20 protein-coding genes and 1 tRNA gene are annotated in these 19,764 nt (G+C 31.5%); 14 read left to right on the top strand and 7 right to left on the bottom strand.

The window, feature by feature from the left end:
- Positions 1-65: 65 nt before the first annotated feature.
- On the top strand, positions 66-4,076 hold the full coding sequence (locus tag EV01_RS03090) for a magnesium chelatase subunit H (RefSeq protein ID WP_032517174.1): 4,011 nt from the start codon (positions 66-68) through the stop codon (positions 4,074-4,076).
- A gap of 5 nt (positions 4,077-4,081) precedes the next feature.
- Here EV01_RS03090 and folP read toward each other — a convergent pair whose 3' ends face one another.
- From folP to EV01_RS03105, 3 genes are read right to left on the bottom strand one after another with little or no spacing between them, the layout of a single operon-like run.
- Entirely contained in the window at positions 4,082-4,930 is an 849-nt protein-coding gene (gene folP, locus EV01_RS03095; RefSeq protein ID WP_032517231.1) for a dihydropteroate synthase, read from the bottom strand.
- Positions 4,914-5,639 carry a triose-phosphate isomerase gene (gene tpiA, locus EV01_RS03100; RefSeq protein ID WP_032517175.1) on the bottom strand — a complete coding sequence of 242 codons (726 nt, stop codon included), beginning with the start codon at positions 5,637-5,639 and terminating at the stop codon, positions 4,914-4,916. Before tpiA ends, folP begins: the two co-directional genes overlap by 17 nt.
- A gap of 52 nt (positions 5,640-5,691) precedes the next feature.
- Complete coding sequence (locus tag EV01_RS03105; protein WP_032517177.1) at positions 5,692-5,868, bottom strand: RNA-binding S4 domain-containing protein; 177 nt, start codon at positions 5,866-5,868, stop codon at positions 5,692-5,694.
- Between the two features lie 117 nt (positions 5,869-5,985).
- Between EV01_RS03105 and EV01_RS03110 the strand changes: the two genes are divergently transcribed.
- Together EV01_RS03110 and EV01_RS03115 are read left to right on the top strand one after the other, a co-directional pair.
- Positions 5,986-7,632: an ABC transporter ATP-binding protein gene (locus tag EV01_RS03110; protein ID WP_050496419.1), complete on the top strand. Its 1,647-nt coding sequence runs from the start codon at positions 5,986-5,988 to the stop codon at positions 7,630-7,632.
- A 30-nt stretch (positions 7,633-7,662) separates the two neighbouring features.
- Positions 7,663-7,881 carry a DUF6447 family protein gene (locus tag EV01_RS03115; RefSeq protein ID WP_032517180.1) on the top strand — a complete coding sequence of 73 codons (219 nt, stop codon included), beginning with the start codon at positions 7,663-7,665 and terminating at the stop codon, positions 7,879-7,881.
- 4 nt (positions 7,882-7,885) lie between these two features.
- Here EV01_RS03115 and carB read toward each other — a convergent pair whose 3' ends face one another.
- Positions 7,886-11,182 carry a carbamoyl-phosphate synthase large subunit gene (gene carB, locus EV01_RS03120; RefSeq protein ID WP_032518498.1) on the bottom strand — a complete coding sequence of 1,099 codons (3,297 nt, stop codon included), beginning with the start codon at positions 11,180-11,182 and terminating at the stop codon, positions 7,886-7,888.
- Positions 11,183-11,290: 108 nt separating this feature from the next.
- Between carB and EV01_RS03125 the strand changes: the two genes are divergently transcribed.
- From EV01_RS03125 to EV01_RS03160, 10 genes are all read left to right on the top strand, one after another.
- Entirely contained in the window at positions 11,291-11,929 is a 639-nt protein-coding gene (locus EV01_RS03125; RefSeq protein WP_032517182.1) for a DUF3318 domain-containing protein, read from the top strand.
- A complete protein-coding gene (gene rsfS, locus EV01_RS03130; RefSeq protein WP_032517183.1) occupies positions 11,919-12,263 on the top strand; it encodes a ribosome silencing factor in 345 nt (114 codons plus the stop codon). Before EV01_RS03125 ends, rsfS begins: the two co-directional genes overlap by 11 nt.
- Positions 12,264-12,273: 10 nt before the next feature.
- Positions 12,274-12,765 (top strand): CGLD27 family protein, encoded by a 492-nt coding sequence (locus EV01_RS03135; RefSeq protein WP_032517184.1) that lies wholly within the window; start codon positions 12,274-12,276, stop codon positions 12,763-12,765.
- Positions 12,766-13,731, top strand: coding sequence for an asparaginase (locus tag EV01_RS03140; protein WP_032517185.1), 966 nt, complete (start codon positions 12,766-12,768; stop codon positions 13,729-13,731).
- A gap of 45 nt (positions 13,732-13,776) precedes the next feature.
- Positions 13,777-13,853 (top strand) — tRNA-Met (locus tag EV01_RS0109070).
- Positions 13,854-14,223: 370 nt separating this feature from the next.
- Entirely contained in the window at positions 14,224-14,370 is a 147-nt protein-coding gene (locus EV01_RS09845; protein WP_193741384.1) for a hypothetical protein, read from the top strand.
- Positions 14,371-14,440: 70 nt separating this feature from the next.
- Positions 14,441-14,830 (top strand): cytochrome b6-f complex subunit PetP, encoded by a 390-nt coding sequence (petP, locus tag EV01_RS03145; protein WP_032518499.1) that lies wholly within the window; start codon positions 14,441-14,443, stop codon positions 14,828-14,830.
- Between the two features lie 71 nt (positions 14,831-14,901).
- The gene (locus EV01_RS03150) at positions 14,902-15,897 is read left to right on the top strand and encodes an ABC transporter ATP-binding protein (protein WP_032517187.1); all 996 of its coding nucleotides are present in this window, start codon (positions 14,902-14,904) and stop codon (positions 15,895-15,897) included.
- On the top strand, positions 15,887-16,681 hold the full coding sequence (locus tag EV01_RS03155; RefSeq protein ID WP_032517188.1) for an ABC transporter permease: 795 nt from the start codon (positions 15,887-15,889) through the stop codon (positions 16,679-16,681). Before EV01_RS03150 ends, EV01_RS03155 begins: the two co-directional genes overlap by 11 nt.
- On the top strand, positions 16,678-17,472 hold the full coding sequence (locus EV01_RS03160; RefSeq protein ID WP_032517189.1) for an ABC transporter permease: 795 nt from the start codon (positions 16,678-16,680) through the stop codon (positions 17,470-17,472). The genes EV01_RS03155 and EV01_RS03160 overlap by 4 nt, the downstream gene beginning before the upstream one ends.
- Before the next feature lie 3 nt (positions 17,473-17,475).
- On the opposite strand, the gene EV01_RS0109065 is transcribed toward EV01_RS03160, so the two are convergent.
- The 3 genes from EV01_RS0109065 to EV01_RS03170 form a co-directional block, all read right to left on the bottom strand.
- Positions 17,476-17,739, bottom strand: a complete 264-nt coding sequence (locus EV01_RS0109065) for a hypothetical protein (protein ID WP_032517190.1) — start codon at positions 17,737-17,739, stop codon at positions 17,476-17,478.
- Positions 17,739-17,966 (bottom strand): hypothetical protein, encoded by a 228-nt coding sequence (locus EV01_RS03165; protein WP_032517191.1) that lies wholly within the window; start codon positions 17,964-17,966, stop codon positions 17,739-17,741. The genes EV01_RS0109065 and EV01_RS03165 overlap by 1 nt, the downstream gene beginning before the upstream one ends.
- Positions 17,967-18,434: 468 nt before the next feature.
- Positions 18,435-19,247, bottom strand: a complete 813-nt coding sequence (locus tag EV01_RS03170) for a sulfite exporter TauE/SafE family protein (RefSeq protein WP_032518500.1) — start codon at positions 19,245-19,247, stop codon at positions 18,435-18,437.
- Positions 19,248-19,352: 105 nt separating this feature from the next.
- On the opposite strand from EV01_RS03170, the gene EV01_RS0109060 reads away from it, so the two are divergent.
- Complete coding sequence (locus tag EV01_RS0109060) at positions 19,353-19,694, top strand: HNH endonuclease (protein ID WP_032517192.1); 342 nt, start codon at positions 19,353-19,355, stop codon at positions 19,692-19,694.
- The last annotated feature ends 70 nt before the right edge of the window (positions 19,695-19,764 follow it).

The raw sequence follows: 19,764 nt of genomic DNA, 5'->3' as shown, positions 1-19,764 counted from the left end.
TATTTATATTGCACACAATAACGTCTTTTCATTCGTAGGCTGGTAGAAATACTTAAAGAAAATCAATGTTTACGCAGGTCCGCTCAGCAAACCGCAGAGTATCTCCTGTTGAGGATAACAAACACAAAGTTGTAATAAAAGCAGTTTATGTTGTCCTTGAGCCACAATACCAAAATTCCTTAACGGAAGCTGCAAATTCAATAAACAAGATGAATGGGCCAATAGGTATAGACCTTAGCGGCTATCTTATCGAAGAACTTAGAAATGAAAGTAATTTTTTAGATTTTAAAGAAGATATAGCTAATGCAGATATATTTATCGCTTCTCTAATTTTCATTGAAGATCTAGCTCAAAAAGTTGTTGATGCAGTTTCTCCATATAAAGATAAGCTTAAAGCCTCAATTATTTTCCCCTCAATGCCAGAGGTAATGAGATTGAATAAGTTAGGTTCATTTAGTATGGCCCAACTTGGTCAATCTAAAAGCATTATTGGAGATTTAATAAAAAAGAAAAAAGAATCTGATGGAGCAAGCTTCCAAGATTCAATGTTGAAGTTACTAAATACACTGCCTTCAATTCTTAAATATCTACCGGTAGAGAAAGCTCAAGATGCAAGGACATTCATTTTAAGTTTTCAGTACTGGTTAGGTGGAACTACAGAAAACTTAAAAAACTTCTTATTAATGATATCTGAAAAGTACGCAGTTTCAGAGAATATAAAAGATCAAATAGAAGAATTCAAAATTCAAGACCCTGAAACATTCCCGGATTTAGGTATTTGGCATCCTCTTGCACCTTGCATGTTTGAAAGTCTTAAAGAATATCAAAATTGGGAGAATAATAGAAAAGATATAAATCCTAAGGATGACAAAACTCCAACGATAGGTTTAGTTCTTCAAAGGAGTCATATAGTTACAGGAGATGATGCTCATTACGTTGCCGTAATTCAAGAATTGGAATATAGAGGTGCGAGAGTTCTTCCTATCTTCTGTGGGGGTCTTGATTTTTCTAAACCAGTTAATGAATTTTATTATGATTCAATAAATAAAGATCAGCCAATAGTAGACGGAGTTGTATCTTTAACCGGATTTGCACTGGTTGGTGGACCAGCAAGACAGGATCATCCTAGAGCTATTGAAGCTCTTAAAAGGCTAAACAGACCATATATGGTTGCACTTCCATTAGTCTTCCAAACTACTCAAGAATGGGAAGATAGTGATCTTGGTTTACACCCAGTTCAGGTGGCACTTCAAATTGCAATCCCAGAGCTTGATGGTGCTATTGAACCTATTATTCTCTCAGGTCGTGATGATGCTACAGGCAAAGCTCATACACTTCAGGATAGAGTTGATGTAATAGCAGAAAGAGCAATAAAATGGTCATCTTTAAGGGTTAAGCAAAGAAAGGACAAAAAATTAGCTATTACAGTATTTAGTTTTCCACCAGACAAAGGAAATGTTGGTACTGCAGCATATTTGAATGTTTTTGGTTCAATTTATAGAGTACTTCTTGAAATGAAATCGAAAGGATATCAAATAGATGAACTTCCAAGTAATTCAAAAGAATTAATGGAAAAAGTAATTAACAACCCTGAAGCTATGGATGGCTCTCCAGAGTTAAATATTGCTCATAAGATGTCAGTAAAAGAATACGAAGAATTTACACCATATTCACAAAGACTTGAAGAAAATTGGGGTAAACCTCCTGGGAACCTAAATAGTGACGGACAAAACCTTCTTATCTACGGAAAACATTTTGGAAATGTTTTTATAGGAGTTCAACCTACATTTGGTTACGAAGGTGATCCTATGAGATTACTCTATTCAAGAAGTGCTAGTCCTCATCATGGTTTTGCTGCTTACTACACTTATGTAGAAAAAATCTGGGGGGCTGACGCTGTTCTTCATTTTGGAACTCACGGCTCACTTGAATTTATGCCTGGGAAACAGATGGGTATGAGTGAAACTTGCTATCCGGATTCTCTCATTGGATCATTGCCTAATTTGTATTACTATGCAGCGAATAATCCATCTGAAGCAACAATTGCAAAGAGAAGAGGGTACGCTTCAACTATTAGCTATCTGACTCCGCCAGCGGAAAATGCAGGACTTTACAAAGGACTTAAAGAACTAAGTGAACTCGTTGGTTCATATCAACAATTAAGAGAAAATAGTAGGGGTATTCAAATTGTTAACGCAATAGTTGAGACTTCTAAACAATGTAACCTTGACAAAGATGTAGAGCTCCCTTCAAAAGACGTAGAAGAGCTTTCAATAGATGAAAGAGATTTATTTGTTGGTAATGTTTATAAACAGTTGATGGAAATTGAAAGTAGATTGCTTCCTTGCGGTCTTCATACTATTGGAGAAGCTCCAACAGCAGAAGAAGCTGTAGCAACACTTGTAAATATTGCCTCTTTAGAGAGAGAGCAAGAGGGATTAAGATCGCTTCCTGGATTACTTGCAGAGTCCATAAGTCTAACTATTGATGAAATTTATGATGGAAATAATAAAGGTGAACTTAAATTTGTAGAGTTAAATGAAAAAATCATAAAGACGGCAAGAGAGTCGATTTTTGCGATGGTCAACTCTTTAAAAATTGTTGATGGCAGAGTTTATTTAGAAAAATCACTTCTTTCCAAACTTTTCGACTTACTTAAAGTTTTAGGTATAAATCTACCTACCCCTTGGTTAAGAGTCTGTAGATTAAATGGATTTAATGCAGTTAATCAAAAGGAATTAAATAGACTATTTGATTATTTACTTTTCTGTCTGGAACAGGTCTGCGCAGACAAAGAAATGGATAGCCTCATTAAAGCACTAGATGGAAATTATGTTTTACCTGGACCAGGAGGAGATCCCATAAGAAATCCAGGTGTTTTGCCAAGTGGTAAAAATATCCATGCACTTGATCCTCAATCAATACCAACTACAGCAGCAGTAGCTGCAGCCAAGTCTGTTGTTGACAAATTAATTGAAAGACAAAAGGAAGAACAAGGTACCTGGCCTGAAACAATAGCTTGTGTTTTATGGGGTACTGATAACATCAAAACCTACGGAGAATCATTAGCACAAATCTTATGGTTTGTTGGAGTAAAACCAAAACCAGATTCTGTTGGAAGAATTAACAAACTAGAATTAATCCCTTTAGAAGAATTAGGTAGGCCAAGAATAGATGTAGTTGTTAATTGTTCAGGAGTATTTAGAGATTTATTTATCAATCAAATGGCATTAATTGATCAGGCAGTCAAATTAGCTGCTGAAGCTGATGAACCATTAGAATCTAATTTTGTAAGGAAACATTCACTAGAACAAGCAGAAAAAGAAGGCACCTCTATTAGAGAAGCTTCAGCGAGAGTATTCTCTAATGCGAGTGGAAGTTATAGTTCAAATGTTAATTTAGCCGTAGAAAATTCAACATGGGAAGAAGAAAATGAATTACAAGAAATGTATTTATCACGTAAAACATATGCTTTTAATGCCGATAATCCAGGTGAGATGAATCAAAAAAGAGAGGTATTTGAGTCAGTAATGAAAACAGCAGATGTTACATTTCAAAACCTTGATTCCTCAGAGATTTCATTAACAGATGTAAGTCATTATTTTGATTCAGATCCAACAAAATTGATTAAGACACTAAGAGATGATGGAAAAGAACCAAGTAGCTACATAGCAGACACAACCACTTCCAATGCTCAAGTTAGAACACTTGGAGAAACCATCAGATTAGACTCAAGGACAAAACTATTAAATCCTAAGTGGTATGAAGGTATGCTCAAATCTGGATATGAAGGAGTTAGAGAGCTTTCTAACAGACTTAATTACACTCTTGGTTGGAGTGCGACAAGTGGTCAAGTAGATAATTTTGTTTATGAAGAAACTAATGAAACATTTATAAATGATGAAGAGATGAGAAAAAGATTAATGGATCTAAATCCTAATAGTTTTAGAAGAATAGTAGGGACTTTATTAGAAGTTAATGGAAGAGGATATTGGGAAACATCAGATGAAAATATTGAGCAGTTGAAGGAACTTTATCAAGAGGTTGAGGATAAAATAGAAGGTGTAAAAGAATAATATCTTTAATATTTTCTATAAATTCTATCGGCAACTTTAAGAATTTGATAATTCATTTTTACATTGTGAACCCTCACTATATCAATATGTAATTGTGAACATAGACAAGTTACTGCAAGTGTTCCTATATCTCTTTCTTTAGGATTTATTTCATTTAAAATTTCCCCTATAAATCTTTTTCTTGATGCACCAATTAAGATTGGTAATTTTAAATTTTTAAATACATCCAAGTTTTTTAAAATTTGCAGATTTTGATTTAAATCCTTTGAAAAACCAATACCAGGATCAACAATTATATTTCTTAGAGATATATTTTCCTCTAAAGCATTTTTTACTAAATTCTCAAGAGAAGATTTTACTTCACTTACTATATTCACATATTTAGAAAGATCATTCATATTTTGACTATTTCCACGACTATGAGTCAAGACGATTGGACAGTTGAATTTTGAAGCAACATTAAATATTTCCTTATCCCTTCTTCCCCCGGTAACATCATTTATCCAATCAGCGCCATTCAAAAGAGCTTCGTGAGCAACATCAGAATTAAACGTATCAACAGAAATTAAGATCTCTGGATATTTATCTTTTATTAATTTCAAATAAGGAATCAACCTTTTTATTTCAATATTAGATCCAACCTCTTCAGCTCCGGGCCTTGTACTTTGAGCTCCAAGATCAACAATATCAACACCATTACGCAAAAAATTATTGACTTGTTCTAGAACTTTTTTTGGAGAATTTAAATCTCCACCATCACTAAATGAATCAGGAGTTAAATTAATAACCCCCATAATTGATGTTTTTTGTCCCCAGCCTTTTGGCCATGGGTTTTTCTTATTGATAGTTTGCAATTCTTGCAAAACTGTGAGGATCTAATGAAGCCCCTCCAACTAAGACTCCATCTATATCACTCATTGACATTATTTCGTCAATATTATTAGGTTTAACTGATCCTCCATATTGAATAATTACATCATCAAAACCTATTAATTTTCGAATCAAAGAACATATTTTATTAGCATCTTCAGCTTGACATGTTTTACCTGTCCCAATTGCCCAAATTGGTTCATAGGCAACTATAAGATTTGATGGATCTGCATTTTCTAGTCCTTGTTCAACTTGTCTAGAGATAACTCTCTCTGCTTCTCCTCTCTCTCTTTGTTCTAATGTTTCTCCAACGCAGACTATTGGAGTAAGTCCCCTTGATTGCGCAAAAACAGCTCTTTTATTTATCTGTTCATCACTTTCACTAAAGTATTTTCTTGGTTCACTATGCCCAACTATCGCATATGAGACTCCATGTTCAAGAAGCATTCTTGGAGAAATTTCAGCAGTAAAGGCACCTTCCTCTTCCCAATGAATATTTTGACTAGAAATACCTAAATAATCAAAATCAGAATGATTAGCAAAGGTAGAAATAGCAGTAAAAGGTGGGGCAATAATAACTTTACGATCATCCTTTATATTTTTTATTAACGGAATAAACTCTTTTAAATAAGCCTTAGCTTCAGCACAATTCATGTGCATTTTCCAATTACCAGCAACAACAGATTTTCTCAAAATACTATCTCCAAGAAAATCATATTAATATAAATTGAGCTTAATACGCCAACTATTCAAAAATTAATTCATTTTTTAGAAATATAACTTTATCTCCCTTATTTAATTTTCTTCCTCTCCTAGTTTCCGTAACACCATTAACTTTAACAGAACCAGATTTAATAATAATTTTTGCTTCTCCACCAGAAGAAACCAAATTTTTCCATTTTAAGAATTGATCTAATTTCATTGTTTTATATTCCCAAGATATTGATAAAGTAGGATAATGAATAAAATATAGAATATCTTGAGATTAATACCTCCATTCAGACCATACGCAAATAAATTTATAAAAGGTTTTATATGCATGCTTATTTATGTAGCGTGTTGGCCATTATTAGCATTTTTAGCTGGAAACTTGATCCCAGCTATTGGATCTGGTGATCTTTCAAAAGTTTCCAGCATAATATTAAAATCCTTATTAGTATTTTTAATTCAAAAAATAGCTCAATTTGGACAAGATGTTTTTATAGCAAAACCATCTTTAGAAATAAGTGAAGTAATGAGGGGAAATTTATTTAGCAAAATTCAAAAAATAAATTTAAATTCTTTTGAAAAGATTTCAGCCGGAGATATCACATATAGACTTACAGAAGATGCAGACAGAGTAAGCGAAGTTATTTATAAAACAGCTCAGGATACTATTCCGTGTACCTTACAATTATTGGCAGTTATAGCATATATGTTCTATTTAGATTGGTCACTCACATTATCAACTTTTGTTTTAGCACCATTAATTATTCTTTCAGTTAATAATTTTGGAAGAAGAGTTTTACTAGCTTCTGAAAAAAGTCAAGAATCAACAAGTAACCTAGCAGCTTTAATAGGTGAATCCATAAATGGAATGACAACTATAAGAGCTTTTGCTGCCGAAAACTGGATTGAAAATAGATTTTATAAAAGACTAAATGCTAATAAAAAAGCAAAATTTAAAACATTAAAATTACTCGCATTTCAGCATCCAGTTGTAGGATTTGTAGAAGCATTTGGCATACTAGCAATACTAGGTTTAGGAGCCGCTAGAATTAACTTAGGGCTTCTAACAAGTGAAGAATTTAGTAGTTTTTTTGCGGCAATATTAATGCTTATTGATCCCATAAGCCATGTAAGCACAAATTTTAATGACTATAAACAGGCAGAAGCATCAATCAAAAGGTTAAATAACATTAATCTAGGCCCCATAGAAGAAGATAGACAATCTTTAACAAGAATATCGAATATTGAAGGCAAAATAAGTTTTAAGAAAGTAAATTTTGAATACAAAAAAGATAGCCCTGTTCTTACAAATATAAATTTAGAAATTAATAAAGGTGAAGTAACAGCATTTGTAGGAGCTTCAGGGGCTGGTAAAAGTACAATGATGGCATTGATATTAAAATTTATAAATCCAAATGATGGAGAGATTTTTATTGATGATAAAAATCTAAAATTAATAAATACAAAAGATTTACGAAAAAATATTGCACTGGTTCAACAACAGCCTTTTTTATTTTCTGGAAAAATTATTGATGTAATAAGAATGGGAAGAAATCATACCAAAGAAGAAGTTATTGAATCATCTAAAAAAGCTAATGCTCACCAATTCATTCAAATGCTTCCTGATAACTATGAAACTTGGATAACTGAAAGGGGGTCAAATTTTTCAGGTGGTCAGATCCAGAGGATAGCAATTGCCCGCGCGATACTAGGGAACCCATCCATTCTTCTTTTAGATGAGGCTACAAGTGCATTAGATGCAGAATCAGAGTCAGAAGTGCAAGAAGGACTTAATAGAGCCATGAAAAATAGAACTGTTATTGTAATTGCTCATAGACTAGCCACTACTCAAGAGGCTGATAAAATAGTTGTTTTCGATAAGGGTGAAATTATAGAAGTTGGGAAACATATTGATTTACTTAATAATGGAGGGATTTATAAAGAATTATGTGAAAAACAATTGATTAAAAAATTTTAATTCTATTTTAATGATTAAAAAGTAAAACTCATGAGCGAAAACACAAATGATTCTGGTAATCCAGTTTTAACCTTTGAAGGGAAGAAGTATATGATAAATGAACTTTCTAAGGATATAAAAGAATCTATAAAAGGGTTGCAAATAGCTGAAACTCAACTAAAAATGTACCAAGATACCCTGAAATTACTTTCAATTAGTAGAAGCTCTTTAGTAGATCAACTTAGAGAAAAACTAAAAAACTTAGAGTAATATTTTAAAAATTATGTATTTCTTGTAGAGAATAAGTATTAATCCTATTACATTGCAAAGCTTTTATCGCCTTAATGGCTGCCTTGGCTCCAGGAATGGTTGTAAAAGTTGGAATATTATATTCTAAAGCAGCACGTCTTAAATAAGCATCGTCATGAAGAGCCTGAGATCCTATTGGAGTATTAATTATTAATTGAACAAGTCCTGAACGGATTAGATCCTCTATATTTGGTCTACCTTCATGTACTTTAAACACCTCTTCAACTTGAATGCCTAAATCTACCAAATATGCCGCTGTACCTTTTGTTGCAATTAATTCGAATCCTAAAATCATCAATTCTCTGGCAATTTCTTCAAGATTTTTTTTATCTGAATCATTAGTAGATAAAAAAGCTACACCCTCAGAAGGGACACCATTTCCTGCAGCTAATTCTGACTTTGCATAAGCAATTCCAAAATCTTTAGCTAGACCCATCACTTCTCCAGTAGATTTCATTTCAGGACCAAGAAGTGTGTCAGATCCAGGAAATCTTTTAAAAGGCAAAACTGCCTCCTTAACTGCCTGATATTTTGGAGATAATTCTTTGGTAAAATTAATATCTTCTAATTTAGAGCCTTGCATCAACTGGGTTGCTAATTTTGCTACTGGTTTACCTATAGCCTTTGAAACAAAGGGGACTGTTCTAGAAGCTCTTGGATTTGCCTCAAGAATAAATAATTTATTTTCTTCATTATCAAAATTAGTTACAGCAAATTGCAAATTTATTAAGCCAACAACATTTAATCTTTTTGCAATTAATTTAGTCCAACTCTTAACAATATCTAGAGTGGATCTTGAAAGAGAAATTGACGGTAAACAACAAGCTGAATCTCCAGAATGGATTCCTGCAGGTTCTACATGTTCCATTAGACCAGCAATTACAACCGAGCCTTCTGAATCACATAAAGCGTCAACATCTATCTCAATGGCATTATTCAAATATTGATCAAGAAGAATTGGATGATCTGGGGATACCTTAACTGCCTCAGAGATGTATCTCGATAATTCATTCTCATCTTTAACAATTTCCATTGCCCTACCTCCTAAAACATAAGAAGGTCTGACAACCAATGGGAATCCAATATTTTTTGCTACGGTCTGAGCCTCATTTTGATTACGAGCAATCCCGTTTGAAGGTTGCCTAATATTTAATTCCTCAAGAATTTTTGCAAATTCTTCTCTATCTTCTGCTAAATCAATTGAGATTGGAGAAGTCCCAAGAATCTTTGATCCAGTTCTGATACCATCCGTAGATTTGAGCCATTCAAATAAAGGCAATGATAATTTCAGCGGAGTTTGTCCTCCGAATTGGACAATCAAACCATGAGGATTTTCAGCCTCTATTATGTTTAGAACGTCTTCTAATGTTACGGGCTCAAAATATAAAATATCACTAGTATCGTAATCTGTTGATACTGTTTCAGGGTTACTATTAACCATTATTGTTTTATAACCACTTGTAGAGGCTTGATATGAAGCATGACAACAACAGTAATCAAATTCTATTCCCTGCCCAATTCTGTTTGGACCTCCTCCAAGAATCATAATTTTTTGTGATTTATTATTTTCAGAAATCTCGCTATCAAAAATTTGAGAATTTAAATTAAGAAAAGACTCTTCGTAAGTTGAATAATGGTAGGGTGTTGAAGATGAGAACTCCGCTGAACAAGTATCAACATTTTTATAAATTGGAATAATATTTAAATCTTTTCTGTATCTTCTTACTTCAAAAAACTCAGATTTAGTTAACTTTGCTATCTGTTGATCTGAAAAACCTAATTGTTTCGCATGTAGCATCAAATCCCTATCTATCTCATCAAGATTTTTATCTTTCAAATAATCACATTCAAAATTAAAGATATTCCGCAATTTTTCTATAAACCATGAATCTATATTTGTAACTTCTTCAATATAAGAATTGGTTTTCCCAAGCTGCATAGCTTTTTTAATAATGAGAATTCTCTCAGATGTAGGATTTCTTAAACTATTTTTCAAGTCATTCTCGTTCTTAGGTTCATCTAGTGAATCACATTCCCATCCGCAAATACCCACTTCTAGAGACCTTAATGCTTTCTGAAATGATTCTTCGAAAGATCTACCTATAGCCATAGACTCACCTACAGATTTCATTGCAGTACTTAAGGTCTTTGAAGAGCCTTTAAACTTTTCAAAGGCAAACCTAGGGACTTTGGTAACAACATAATCAATTGAGGGCTCAAAACATGCAGGTGTTTTTTTTGTAATATCATTAATGATCTCATCAAGTGTATATCCAACAGATAATAAAGCTGCAATCTTGGCTATGGGAAATCCAGTCGCTTTACTTGCCAAAGCAGAGGATCTACTCACCCGAGGATTCATTTCTATAACAATTACTTCTCCATTAGTTGGATTTATAGCAAATTGAATATTACTCCCTCCAGTTTCAACTCCTACTTCTCTAATTATTTTTAATGATAAGTCCCTCAGTCTCTGATACTCTTTATCTGTCAAGGTTTGTGCTGGAGCTACAGTAATCGAATCACCAGTGTGTACTCCCATTGGATCTAAATTTTCAATACTGCAAACTATCACAACGTTATCTGCGGTATCCCTCATAACCTCCAATTCAAACTCCTTCCATCCAATAAGTGATTTTTCTATCAGTATTTGATTACTTGGACTTTCTTCTAAACCCGAATGGCACAATTCAACAAATTCTTCAAGGTTATAAGCAATTCCACCTCCTACCCCACCTAAAGTAAATGCAGGCCTAATTATAAGAGGATAAGAATTAATCTTTTTTGATACCTCTTTAGCTTCCAAAAGATCAGATGCTATTCCAGATGGGCATACATTTACATTTATTTTTTCCATCGATTCTTTAAACAACTTTCTATCTTCGGCTTTATTAATAGCCCTTAAATTAGCACCAATTAATTCCACATTATTTTTTTTTAAAAAATCTGATTCTGATAATTTAACCGCAAGATTCAGAGCTGTTTGCCCTCCCATTGTTGGAAGAATTGCATCAGGCTTTTCTTTTAAAATAATTTGAGAAACAATTTCAGGGGTCAATGGTTCAATATATGTTTTGCTTGCAATATCAGGATCAGTCATTATCGATGCGGGATTTGAATTTATCAAGATAATTTCATAACCAGCTTTTCTTAAAGCTTTGCAAGCTTGAGTACCAGAGTAATCAAATTCACAAGCTTGTCCTATAACAATTGGTCCCGAACCAAGAATAAGTATTTTTTTTAGATCACCTCTTTGAGGCATAATTTAAAACCTGCATTTATTTCATGCTACTTATAAATCATCAGATGTTAATCAAGTTACTTGAAAAGCAACATTTGTTTCTATAGTATTGAAAGAAAATAATTTTTTATGAGCGAACTTCAGCGACTTAAAAGTTTGTTGCCTCCAGAGAATGAAAGTTGGGTATTTATTGAAGCTGCTGCTGCTATAGATCCACCTTTAATAACACTTGAGGAAATTGGTCGTGATGAAGTAGAGATCCAAATAGATTTAGAGGAATGGGATAATTTTGCAATTGACCATAGAAATTTATTATTTTGGCACGAAGTAGGGAAAATTCAAAATGATGCAATTCCCAGAGATGGATGGGAAATGGCTGCTCTTGCTATTGGGCTCGGAGGGGCAATTGGAGAGCTATGGGTGCAAGATGGTCTACTTCTATTACTTGCTCTTGGTTTATCAAGTTTTGCAGGTTATAGACTATACATAAAAAACAATTCTGAAAAGAAACTTCAAGATGCTATCCTTGCAGATGAAAGAGCCATAGATCTTGCTTGTAGATTCGGATACAGTATCCCAAATGCTTATAAAAGTCTTGGAGGAGCATTAAAGGAGTTAATTGAGAAAACTCGAAAAAAGAAAAAAAGAAGTTTCTTTGAGGATAGATTAGATGCCTTAAGAAAAAGCGCAGAAAAAGCAAGATCAGAATTGTCTCAGCAAGAAGGTTCAGAGAAATCAGTCTCAAGCGAAAATGTTTATGGACAATAAAAGTTTGGTTTTAATTGCAGCTAAGGCTTGTGATGAAAAAAAAGCTAAAGATATAAAACTTATAAAAATTGACAAAGTCTCGTTCTTAAGTGAATGGATATTAATTGCAGAAGGATTATCTGATGTACAAGTTAGATCAATAACTAACTCTGTTGAGGGAGAATTGAGAGAAAGAGCTAAAATTGAACCAATAAGAAAAGAAGGTGTTAACGAGGCGAAATGGGCTTTACTTGATTATGGTGATTTGATTATAAATATATTTCAACCGGAAATTAGAAAATTTTATGACCTTGAATCATTTTGGAGTAATGGAGATAATCTCGCATTTCCATAATTATCGATACATGAAAGAATCAAAGTGCCCTGTCCCAAGAGATCAACAACCTACAAATGAGTTCATTGAATTATCAAAATCTGTCATTTTTTCTTGGCCAAAAACAAAAAAATCTCTGATTCTTGCACTTTTAAAATTTTGGTTGGGTGCTTTTATTATATTTCTTATAATTTCTTCAGGAAGTATATATTTCAGAACATCCCTTTTAAAATATGTTCTTTTAAGTCTTTTTAGCAGCTTATCAATACCTCTCTTAATTTCTATAAGGTTATATCTTGGTTGGAATCATGTATTTAAGAGATTGACATCTGAAAGAGTTGAGTACGAAGAATCCGGTTGGTATGACGGTCAAGTATGGATAAAGCCATTAGTTTTAAAAGAGAAAGAATCACTTATAGCCTCAATTGAGGTAAAGCCCATTTTAAAAAATTTAATTCAAATTTTTTCTATTATCTCAGTCTTAGCTTTATCAGGGATTTTGCTTTTTCAATATAATTTCTAAATGACTTCGAATTTCAAAAACCTTTATACATCAAATAATCCTCCTTTACAAGCAACCTTAATGAGAGGATCAAACATTGAGTCAATCCATAAAATTCATGCAGTTATTAGCGATAAAAAGGGTAGGGTTTTAATGTGCGCAGGAAACCCAGAATATAAAACTTTCATAAGGTCAGCATTAAAACCATTTCAAGCAATACCTTTTGTTAGCAGTGGAGCCTCATCAAAAATTAATAATGATTCAAAATCAATTGCTTTAGCATGTGGTTCACATAGTGGATCAAGAATTCATTCGAGGGAAGCTTTCAAAATTTTATGGGAATACGATATCGACATCAATAATCTGAAATGTCCCAAATCAAAGACAAGTCCTTTAGAACATAATTGTTCTGGCAAACATGCTGCTTTTTTAGCTACATGTAAAAAAATGAATTGGCCATTAGAGAGTTACTTAAAAGGGGATCATCCACTCCAAATCGAGATTTTCAGAATTGTTGCTGAATTACTTGAAATCCCCATATCTGAAATAAATGCAGAACGTGATGATTGTGGGGCCCCAACTCTTTATTTAAAATTAATAGAAATGTCCAAACTATATTCCCTTCTAAGCAGTTCTGAAAATGCTGAATTAGAGCAAATCAGTAGAGCCATGACAACTAACCCAATAATGGTTAGTGATAACAATAATTTTGATACAGAAATAATCAAAGCATCTCATGGACAAGTTATAGGTAAAGGTGGAGCTGAGGGCATACAGTGTATATGCAAAGTAAATGAAGGGATAGGACTGGCTTTAAAAGTTGAAGATGGTTCAAAAAGAGCTAAGCATGCTGTTAGTCTTCACTTACTAAAACAGTTGGAATGGATATCTGATTTAAGAATTCAAGACATTCAAGAAAAGGTCTTTGATTTTTCTGAAGGAGTAAGTATTGAAGTAAAAGGTCAATTAAAATTCCAAGAATCCTAAAAAAATAAAAAAAATAACACTTTCAGATGTATGCTATGTATATGACGCGGGGTAGAGCAGTCTGGTAGCTCGTCGGGCTCATAACCCGAAGGTCGGAAGTTCAAATCTCCCCCCCGCCACCATTCAAAAGCAGCTTTATGCTGCTTTTTTTGTATTTGCAAATAGTTTCATTATCAAATATAGATATTAAGAGTCATCATAATTCTAGATTATTCTAAAGATCTGATAAAAATTATTAGAGATCCTTTTGCATGGAAAATTTAAAATCAAATCTCACTATTAGACCAATAATGATAAGTAACATTCCAATGTAAGAGATCAAAGAAAACTCCAAACTATTTAATTAAGTATCTTTTTAAAATGTTACCTCATATATTATTTTTATAAAAAAAGTTTCATAAAAATAAATTCAAAAACTTCTAAATGTTTTTCTCTTTCCTGCAGTTTAACTAAATTATTAATATATAGTTAAGTCTATTAGTATAGAAATTCATGCAAAATTTTATACAGGGTGATCTAGGTTCAAGCTTGCTATCAATAGCTGTCATTTTAGGATGGTTAGGTTTGTTTTTTGTCTTCTTGAGAATATTAACAATCTCAATAAAAAGAATCCTTGAAGTTGTATTTAAAAAATCTTAATTATAAAAATAGATCAATTATTTATTATTAACCACATATTTTTAATAAGCATAGGTATAATAACCTAAAAATGTCAATTTTAGACAAGGCCAAAATTGGTGATTTTGTTCAAATAAATTTAGAACTTTCAAAGGATAGGCTTTCTAAAGAAATTGTTGATTCTATAAATATTTCTTCAGTGGCTAGGATTAGTGATTTCAGAATAACTGACGGGAAAGGCATTGGAGTTATATTGCAATTATCTACTGGGAAAGAACATTGGTTTTTTGAAAATGAAATTGACCTTCTCGACAAAAATGGTGATGTAATTAAAAAAATTATTGATAAAAAAAAGAATAGCAATTTTATATTTGATATTTTTAGAGGATTAAAATATGAAAATAAAAATAAGGTAAGCGAGTTAATTAATCCTATAAACTTTTTTCTGTGGCTGATTGTATCGTTTAAAGATATTTTTTAATTCGTTAAAAATTTTTCTAAAATAAAAAATAAAATTACTTAAATTTTATAGTTTCAGAAATTAAAAATAAAATGGCACATAACATTATAGATGTAAGGAATTTATCTAAATCATTTGATATCTCTTCAAAAGAATCAGGATTAAAAGGAACAATCAAACATTTTATTAGGAGACAAACAAAGAGTATAAAAGTTATAAAAAATATAAGTTTTGAAATTAAAGAAGGAGAAATAGTAGGTTTTCTAGGTGCTAATGGAGCCGGGAAAACAACAATTTTAAAAATGCTTTGTGGCTTAATTTATCCAAGTGAAGGTTCGATTCTGGTTTCAGGCGACTTACCTTTTAGAAGAAAAGAAAACTTCTTAAAGAATATCACCTTAATAATGGGACAAAAACAACAACTAATTTGGGATCTTCCGCCAATTGAATCATTTTATTTAAATGCATCAATTTATGACTTGGATAAGTTCGAAGCTAAAAAGAGAATAAAGAAACTTTCAGAAATGCTTGAAATTGATGAAGAGCTATTCATACCTGTTAGGAAACTTTCATTAGGTCAGCGTATGAAGTCAGAATTACTAGCAGCTTTGATACATGAACCAAATATTCTATTTTTAGACGAGCCTACTCTTGGATTGGATATTAATGCACAAAGAAATTTAAGAAAATTCCTTCAAAAATATAATAAGGAAACTAATGCAACCATATGCCTAACTAGTCATTATATGAAAGATATTACATCGCTATGCAAAAGAGTTATATGTGTTCATGAAGGGGCAATATCATATGATGGGAAACTTGAACTATTATTAAAAAAACTATCCCCTGTCAAAGAGATATTAATAGTTTGTCGCTCAGAAGAGGATGCAATTAAATTAGAAAATTCAGGTTTTACTGTCAAAAATAAAATAAAGAATGAAATCACTATAAAAGTTGAAAATAAATCTATTACCTCTTCACTAAAAACAATCCTAAATAATTTTGATATTGAAGACCTTTTTATAAATGAACCACCTATAGATGAAATTATTGGGAGAGTATTAATAAAAAAAGATTATGATATCTAATTTGATTAACCGTAAATTATTCACCTTATTAAAAGTCCAATATTCAAACATGTTGGAATATAGAGTAGAAATTGCATTATGGGCGATATCAGGGATTATTCCTTTCTTCATGTTAAACATTTGGACAAATAATAATTTAAATGAATCCATAAACATAAGTGATGTTTTACTTTCAAGGTATTTTTTATGTGCTTTTTTTGTTAGACAGTTTTCTGTAGTTTGGGTTGTATTTAGCTTTGAAGAGGATTCTCTTTTGGGGAAAGTATCTCCGTATTTAATCCAACCTATAAATCCATTTTTCAGATATTTTGCACAACATCTGGCTGAACAAATAACAAGATTTCCCTTCGCACTAATAATCGCATTTTTCTTTTTTATATTAAATCCAGAAAGTATATGGATTCCAAATTTGGGTATTTTATTCTTCTCGATAATATCGACTTTCTTATCTTTCCTAATACAATTTTTAATTCAATCAATTGTTGCATGTCTATGTTTTTGGACTGAGAAAGCATCATCTATAGAAAGATTGTTATTTATTCCAACTTTATTTCTCTCTGGTCTTTTAGCTCCGGTAGTTTCATTTCCAGAATATGTTAAATCTTGGATTTATTTAACTCCTTTTCCATACCTAATTGATTTCCCAGCGAACTTACTATCAGGTAATGAAACAAATATTAGTGGAGGCTTAAGTATGCAAATTCTATGGATTTTTTTACTTTTCCCATTATTTAAAAAAATCTGGTCTGAAGGAACGAAAAAATATACTGCTATGGGGTCATGAATCTAAGAAAATATCTTAAAGTTTATAAAAAATTTTTACATACTTCATTTGCTTCTGAATTGGAATACAAGACAAATTTATTAATTGATTTAATTACTGCAATTTTTAGTTTAATAGGTAGTATTTTTTTATTATCTATTTTCTTTCAAAACAATGAAAATATTGGAGGCTGGGAATTTAAACAGGCACTAATAATTCAAGGAATTTATACTATTCTAAATGGAATAACTAATACATGGTTCAATCCAAATCTTACAGAAATAGTTAAACACATAAGAGAAGGTACTTTGGATTTTGTTCTTTTAAAACCTATTGATAGTCAATTTTTTATTTCTTTAAAAAAAATAACCCCATCTGGGTTATTAGAAATAATGCTTGGATTTTGCTTATTGTCATACTGCATAAAAATAAATCAAATTAATGTGAATTTGAGTTTTATAACTTTATCTTCAATCACAATAATCTGCTCAATTTGTATTTTATACAGCTTATGGTTTTTTATTTCTACAACTACCATTTGGTTTGTTAAGACATGGAATGCCACAGAAGTATTAAGATCTTTCCTCTATATTGGAAGATTTCCTTTGAATTCTTTTTCATTTTCCCTAAGAATATTTTTTAGTGTGTTTATTCCTATTGCATTTATAACTACAATACCTTCTGAAATCTTCCTAGGTCTCTCTCATTCATGGAAAATATTACTTGAATTTTTAGTTGCTATGGTGTTTCTTTTTACTTCTAGAAAATTTTGGTTATTTGCATTAAAATTCTATTCATCAGCTTCCAGCTAAAAATTATTTAACGACTACCCTACAAAATTCCGAAATTCTTTGCTTACTTTTTATATTGATAATCTTAGATAATTTCTTTTGGTTAGATTTAGATTTAGTTACAGATAAAACTCTACAGTTGTAAAGAATTTGATAATGCCTTGAAATAATTCCTAATTTGATTGCAACATCACAAAAGATTATTATTAGAGCGAGAATAGAAATAGCTTTAAAAAAACGTGAGAATGAGTTTAAAGAACCATTATCAGTTTTTAATTCAAGTTTCATTATTTAACTATATGCTGAGGACATTTAATTGCAGCAATAGCAACAGCGGTAACTTTAAATTGTTCTGACTTCTCAATAACTTCTTTAACCTCTAATGGTCCAAATTTATAGCTTGCATCACTGTAGGAAAGAAGTAAAGATTTATAATTATCATGACCTAAATCTCTATACTTGCAAAAATTATCTCCTACATAGTTTAAGAGGGTTAATAATGTTAATTCAATCATTAAGGCTTTTTATTTAGCAAACTTCTTACGAATAATACAATGCATAAATTTTTAAACAAGTTTAATTACCAAAAACAAATGAAATCTTGAAACGGGTAATTTACTGATAATATTTAATGCTTAAAAAATATTTTAGGATTGCAACACGAAAATATACTATTTTTTAATAAAGCACTACCTATAGTGTGCGAATAGACGCCCCCGTGCGCTACAAGTAGGGGGTTGCAATTTTTTAGAAATTGGTTTAAAAATAAGGTTCCCCATCACCCGGCCCCACAAATGTGAGGCCTTTTTTTTTTCTTCTTCTATAAATAAAGTTTAAACTAACAGTAATATTTAATACCAACGAGCAATTCAATGAAATTTAAGATAAAAATAAAATAGCAATGAATTTATCTTTATTAACTGTTACAGCTGTCTTTGGTCTTTTTTTGACAACAACCTTGTTAATATTAACAATCAACTAATCTATAAAAAACTCATTATTGCCTTAATCAATAAACTCGTACCAACCAAAAGACATACTATCGTAAAAGTTTTTTTAATCAATACATTACCTTTTAATCTTGATAAATAAGCTCCGAAGTATCCACCTGTAAAAGAACCAAATATTAATAAAACTAATATATTGGGAGGGACAGACCCTATTTTGCTCAAAAATATTGCACCTGTAAAATTCCAAAAAATTCCAACTGTAAAGAATGTCAGACCAATAGCACGAAGAAAATCAATTTTATAAGTTTTTATTAAAAGTATTGTTACTAGCAATCCAGTTCCTGAAGAAATTGAACCATTCAAAAAACCTATAAGGAAAATGTAAATTATAAATTTAATTTTATGAATTAAATTAAGTTTATTATTCCCAGATGACAACCCTAAATCTGATTTAAAATATGAGTAAAATGCTAGTAATATAGAAATCATTCCTAAAAATAAATATAAATATTGTTCTGATATAAATTCAACGATTGAAGCTCCAAAGACAACTCCAGGCAATCCAAAAATTAAAATTTGCCAAGCAATATAAATATCATTTTTAAGGTATTTGTAATTTCTTAATGAGCCGCCTAAACCTAATGCTACTGTTGCTAATTTATGACTAGCCAAAGCCTGATGATAAGGAACACCAAATAAAATCAAAGCTGGCAATTGGAGTAAACCTGCCCCTCCTCCAGAAACTGCTGAAAAGGTATTAGAGAAAAATGATATAAAAAATATGAAAATATTTTTATAAAAAGATAAATCAAAGCTTTTTGCTAGTATTGCTGATAAGTGGAGCATTTAATTTTAATATTCTAATAAGCATATGACTAATACAAGTCTCATCATTTCTTTTTCAATCATACTTTAATAAAAACTGTTATCATAAAATAAATTAACTCTACTATGCATAGACAAGATGCTATTTATCTTGATCAGCTATGTCCCAAGATAAGTAATAAAAACTGGAGAGAGTCACTTCATAATTTAACAAAACATAAATGCATTTATTGCGGTTGTCCATCAGAATCCTTAGATCACCTTCATCCAATGTCAAAAGGGGGGATTAGCAGCACAAATAATTGCGTACCATGTTGCCTATCGTGTAATGGTAAAAAATCAGATTCGGAAGTTCTTAGTTGGTACAGAAAGCAAAATTTTTATGATCCCAGAAGGGCTATGGCAATACGAGCATGGATTAATGATGATTTAAAACTAGCATCAGTTCTTTTGAACTACTTAAATTGAGAAATAAAATTATTAGTTGATTAAATGATTAAAAATACTTTGTATAAATTTTCAATACATTCTTCTTTTT

This window comes from Prochlorococcus marinus str. MIT 9401 (genome assembly GCF_000760095.1).
Classification (GTDB): Bacteria; Cyanobacteriota; Cyanobacteriia; order PCC-6307; family Cyanobiaceae; genus Prochlorococcus_A; species Prochlorococcus_A marinus_I.
The sequence above is the reverse complement of the archived record's forward strand: the minus strand, read 5'-3'. Positions and strand labels throughout refer to the sequence as shown.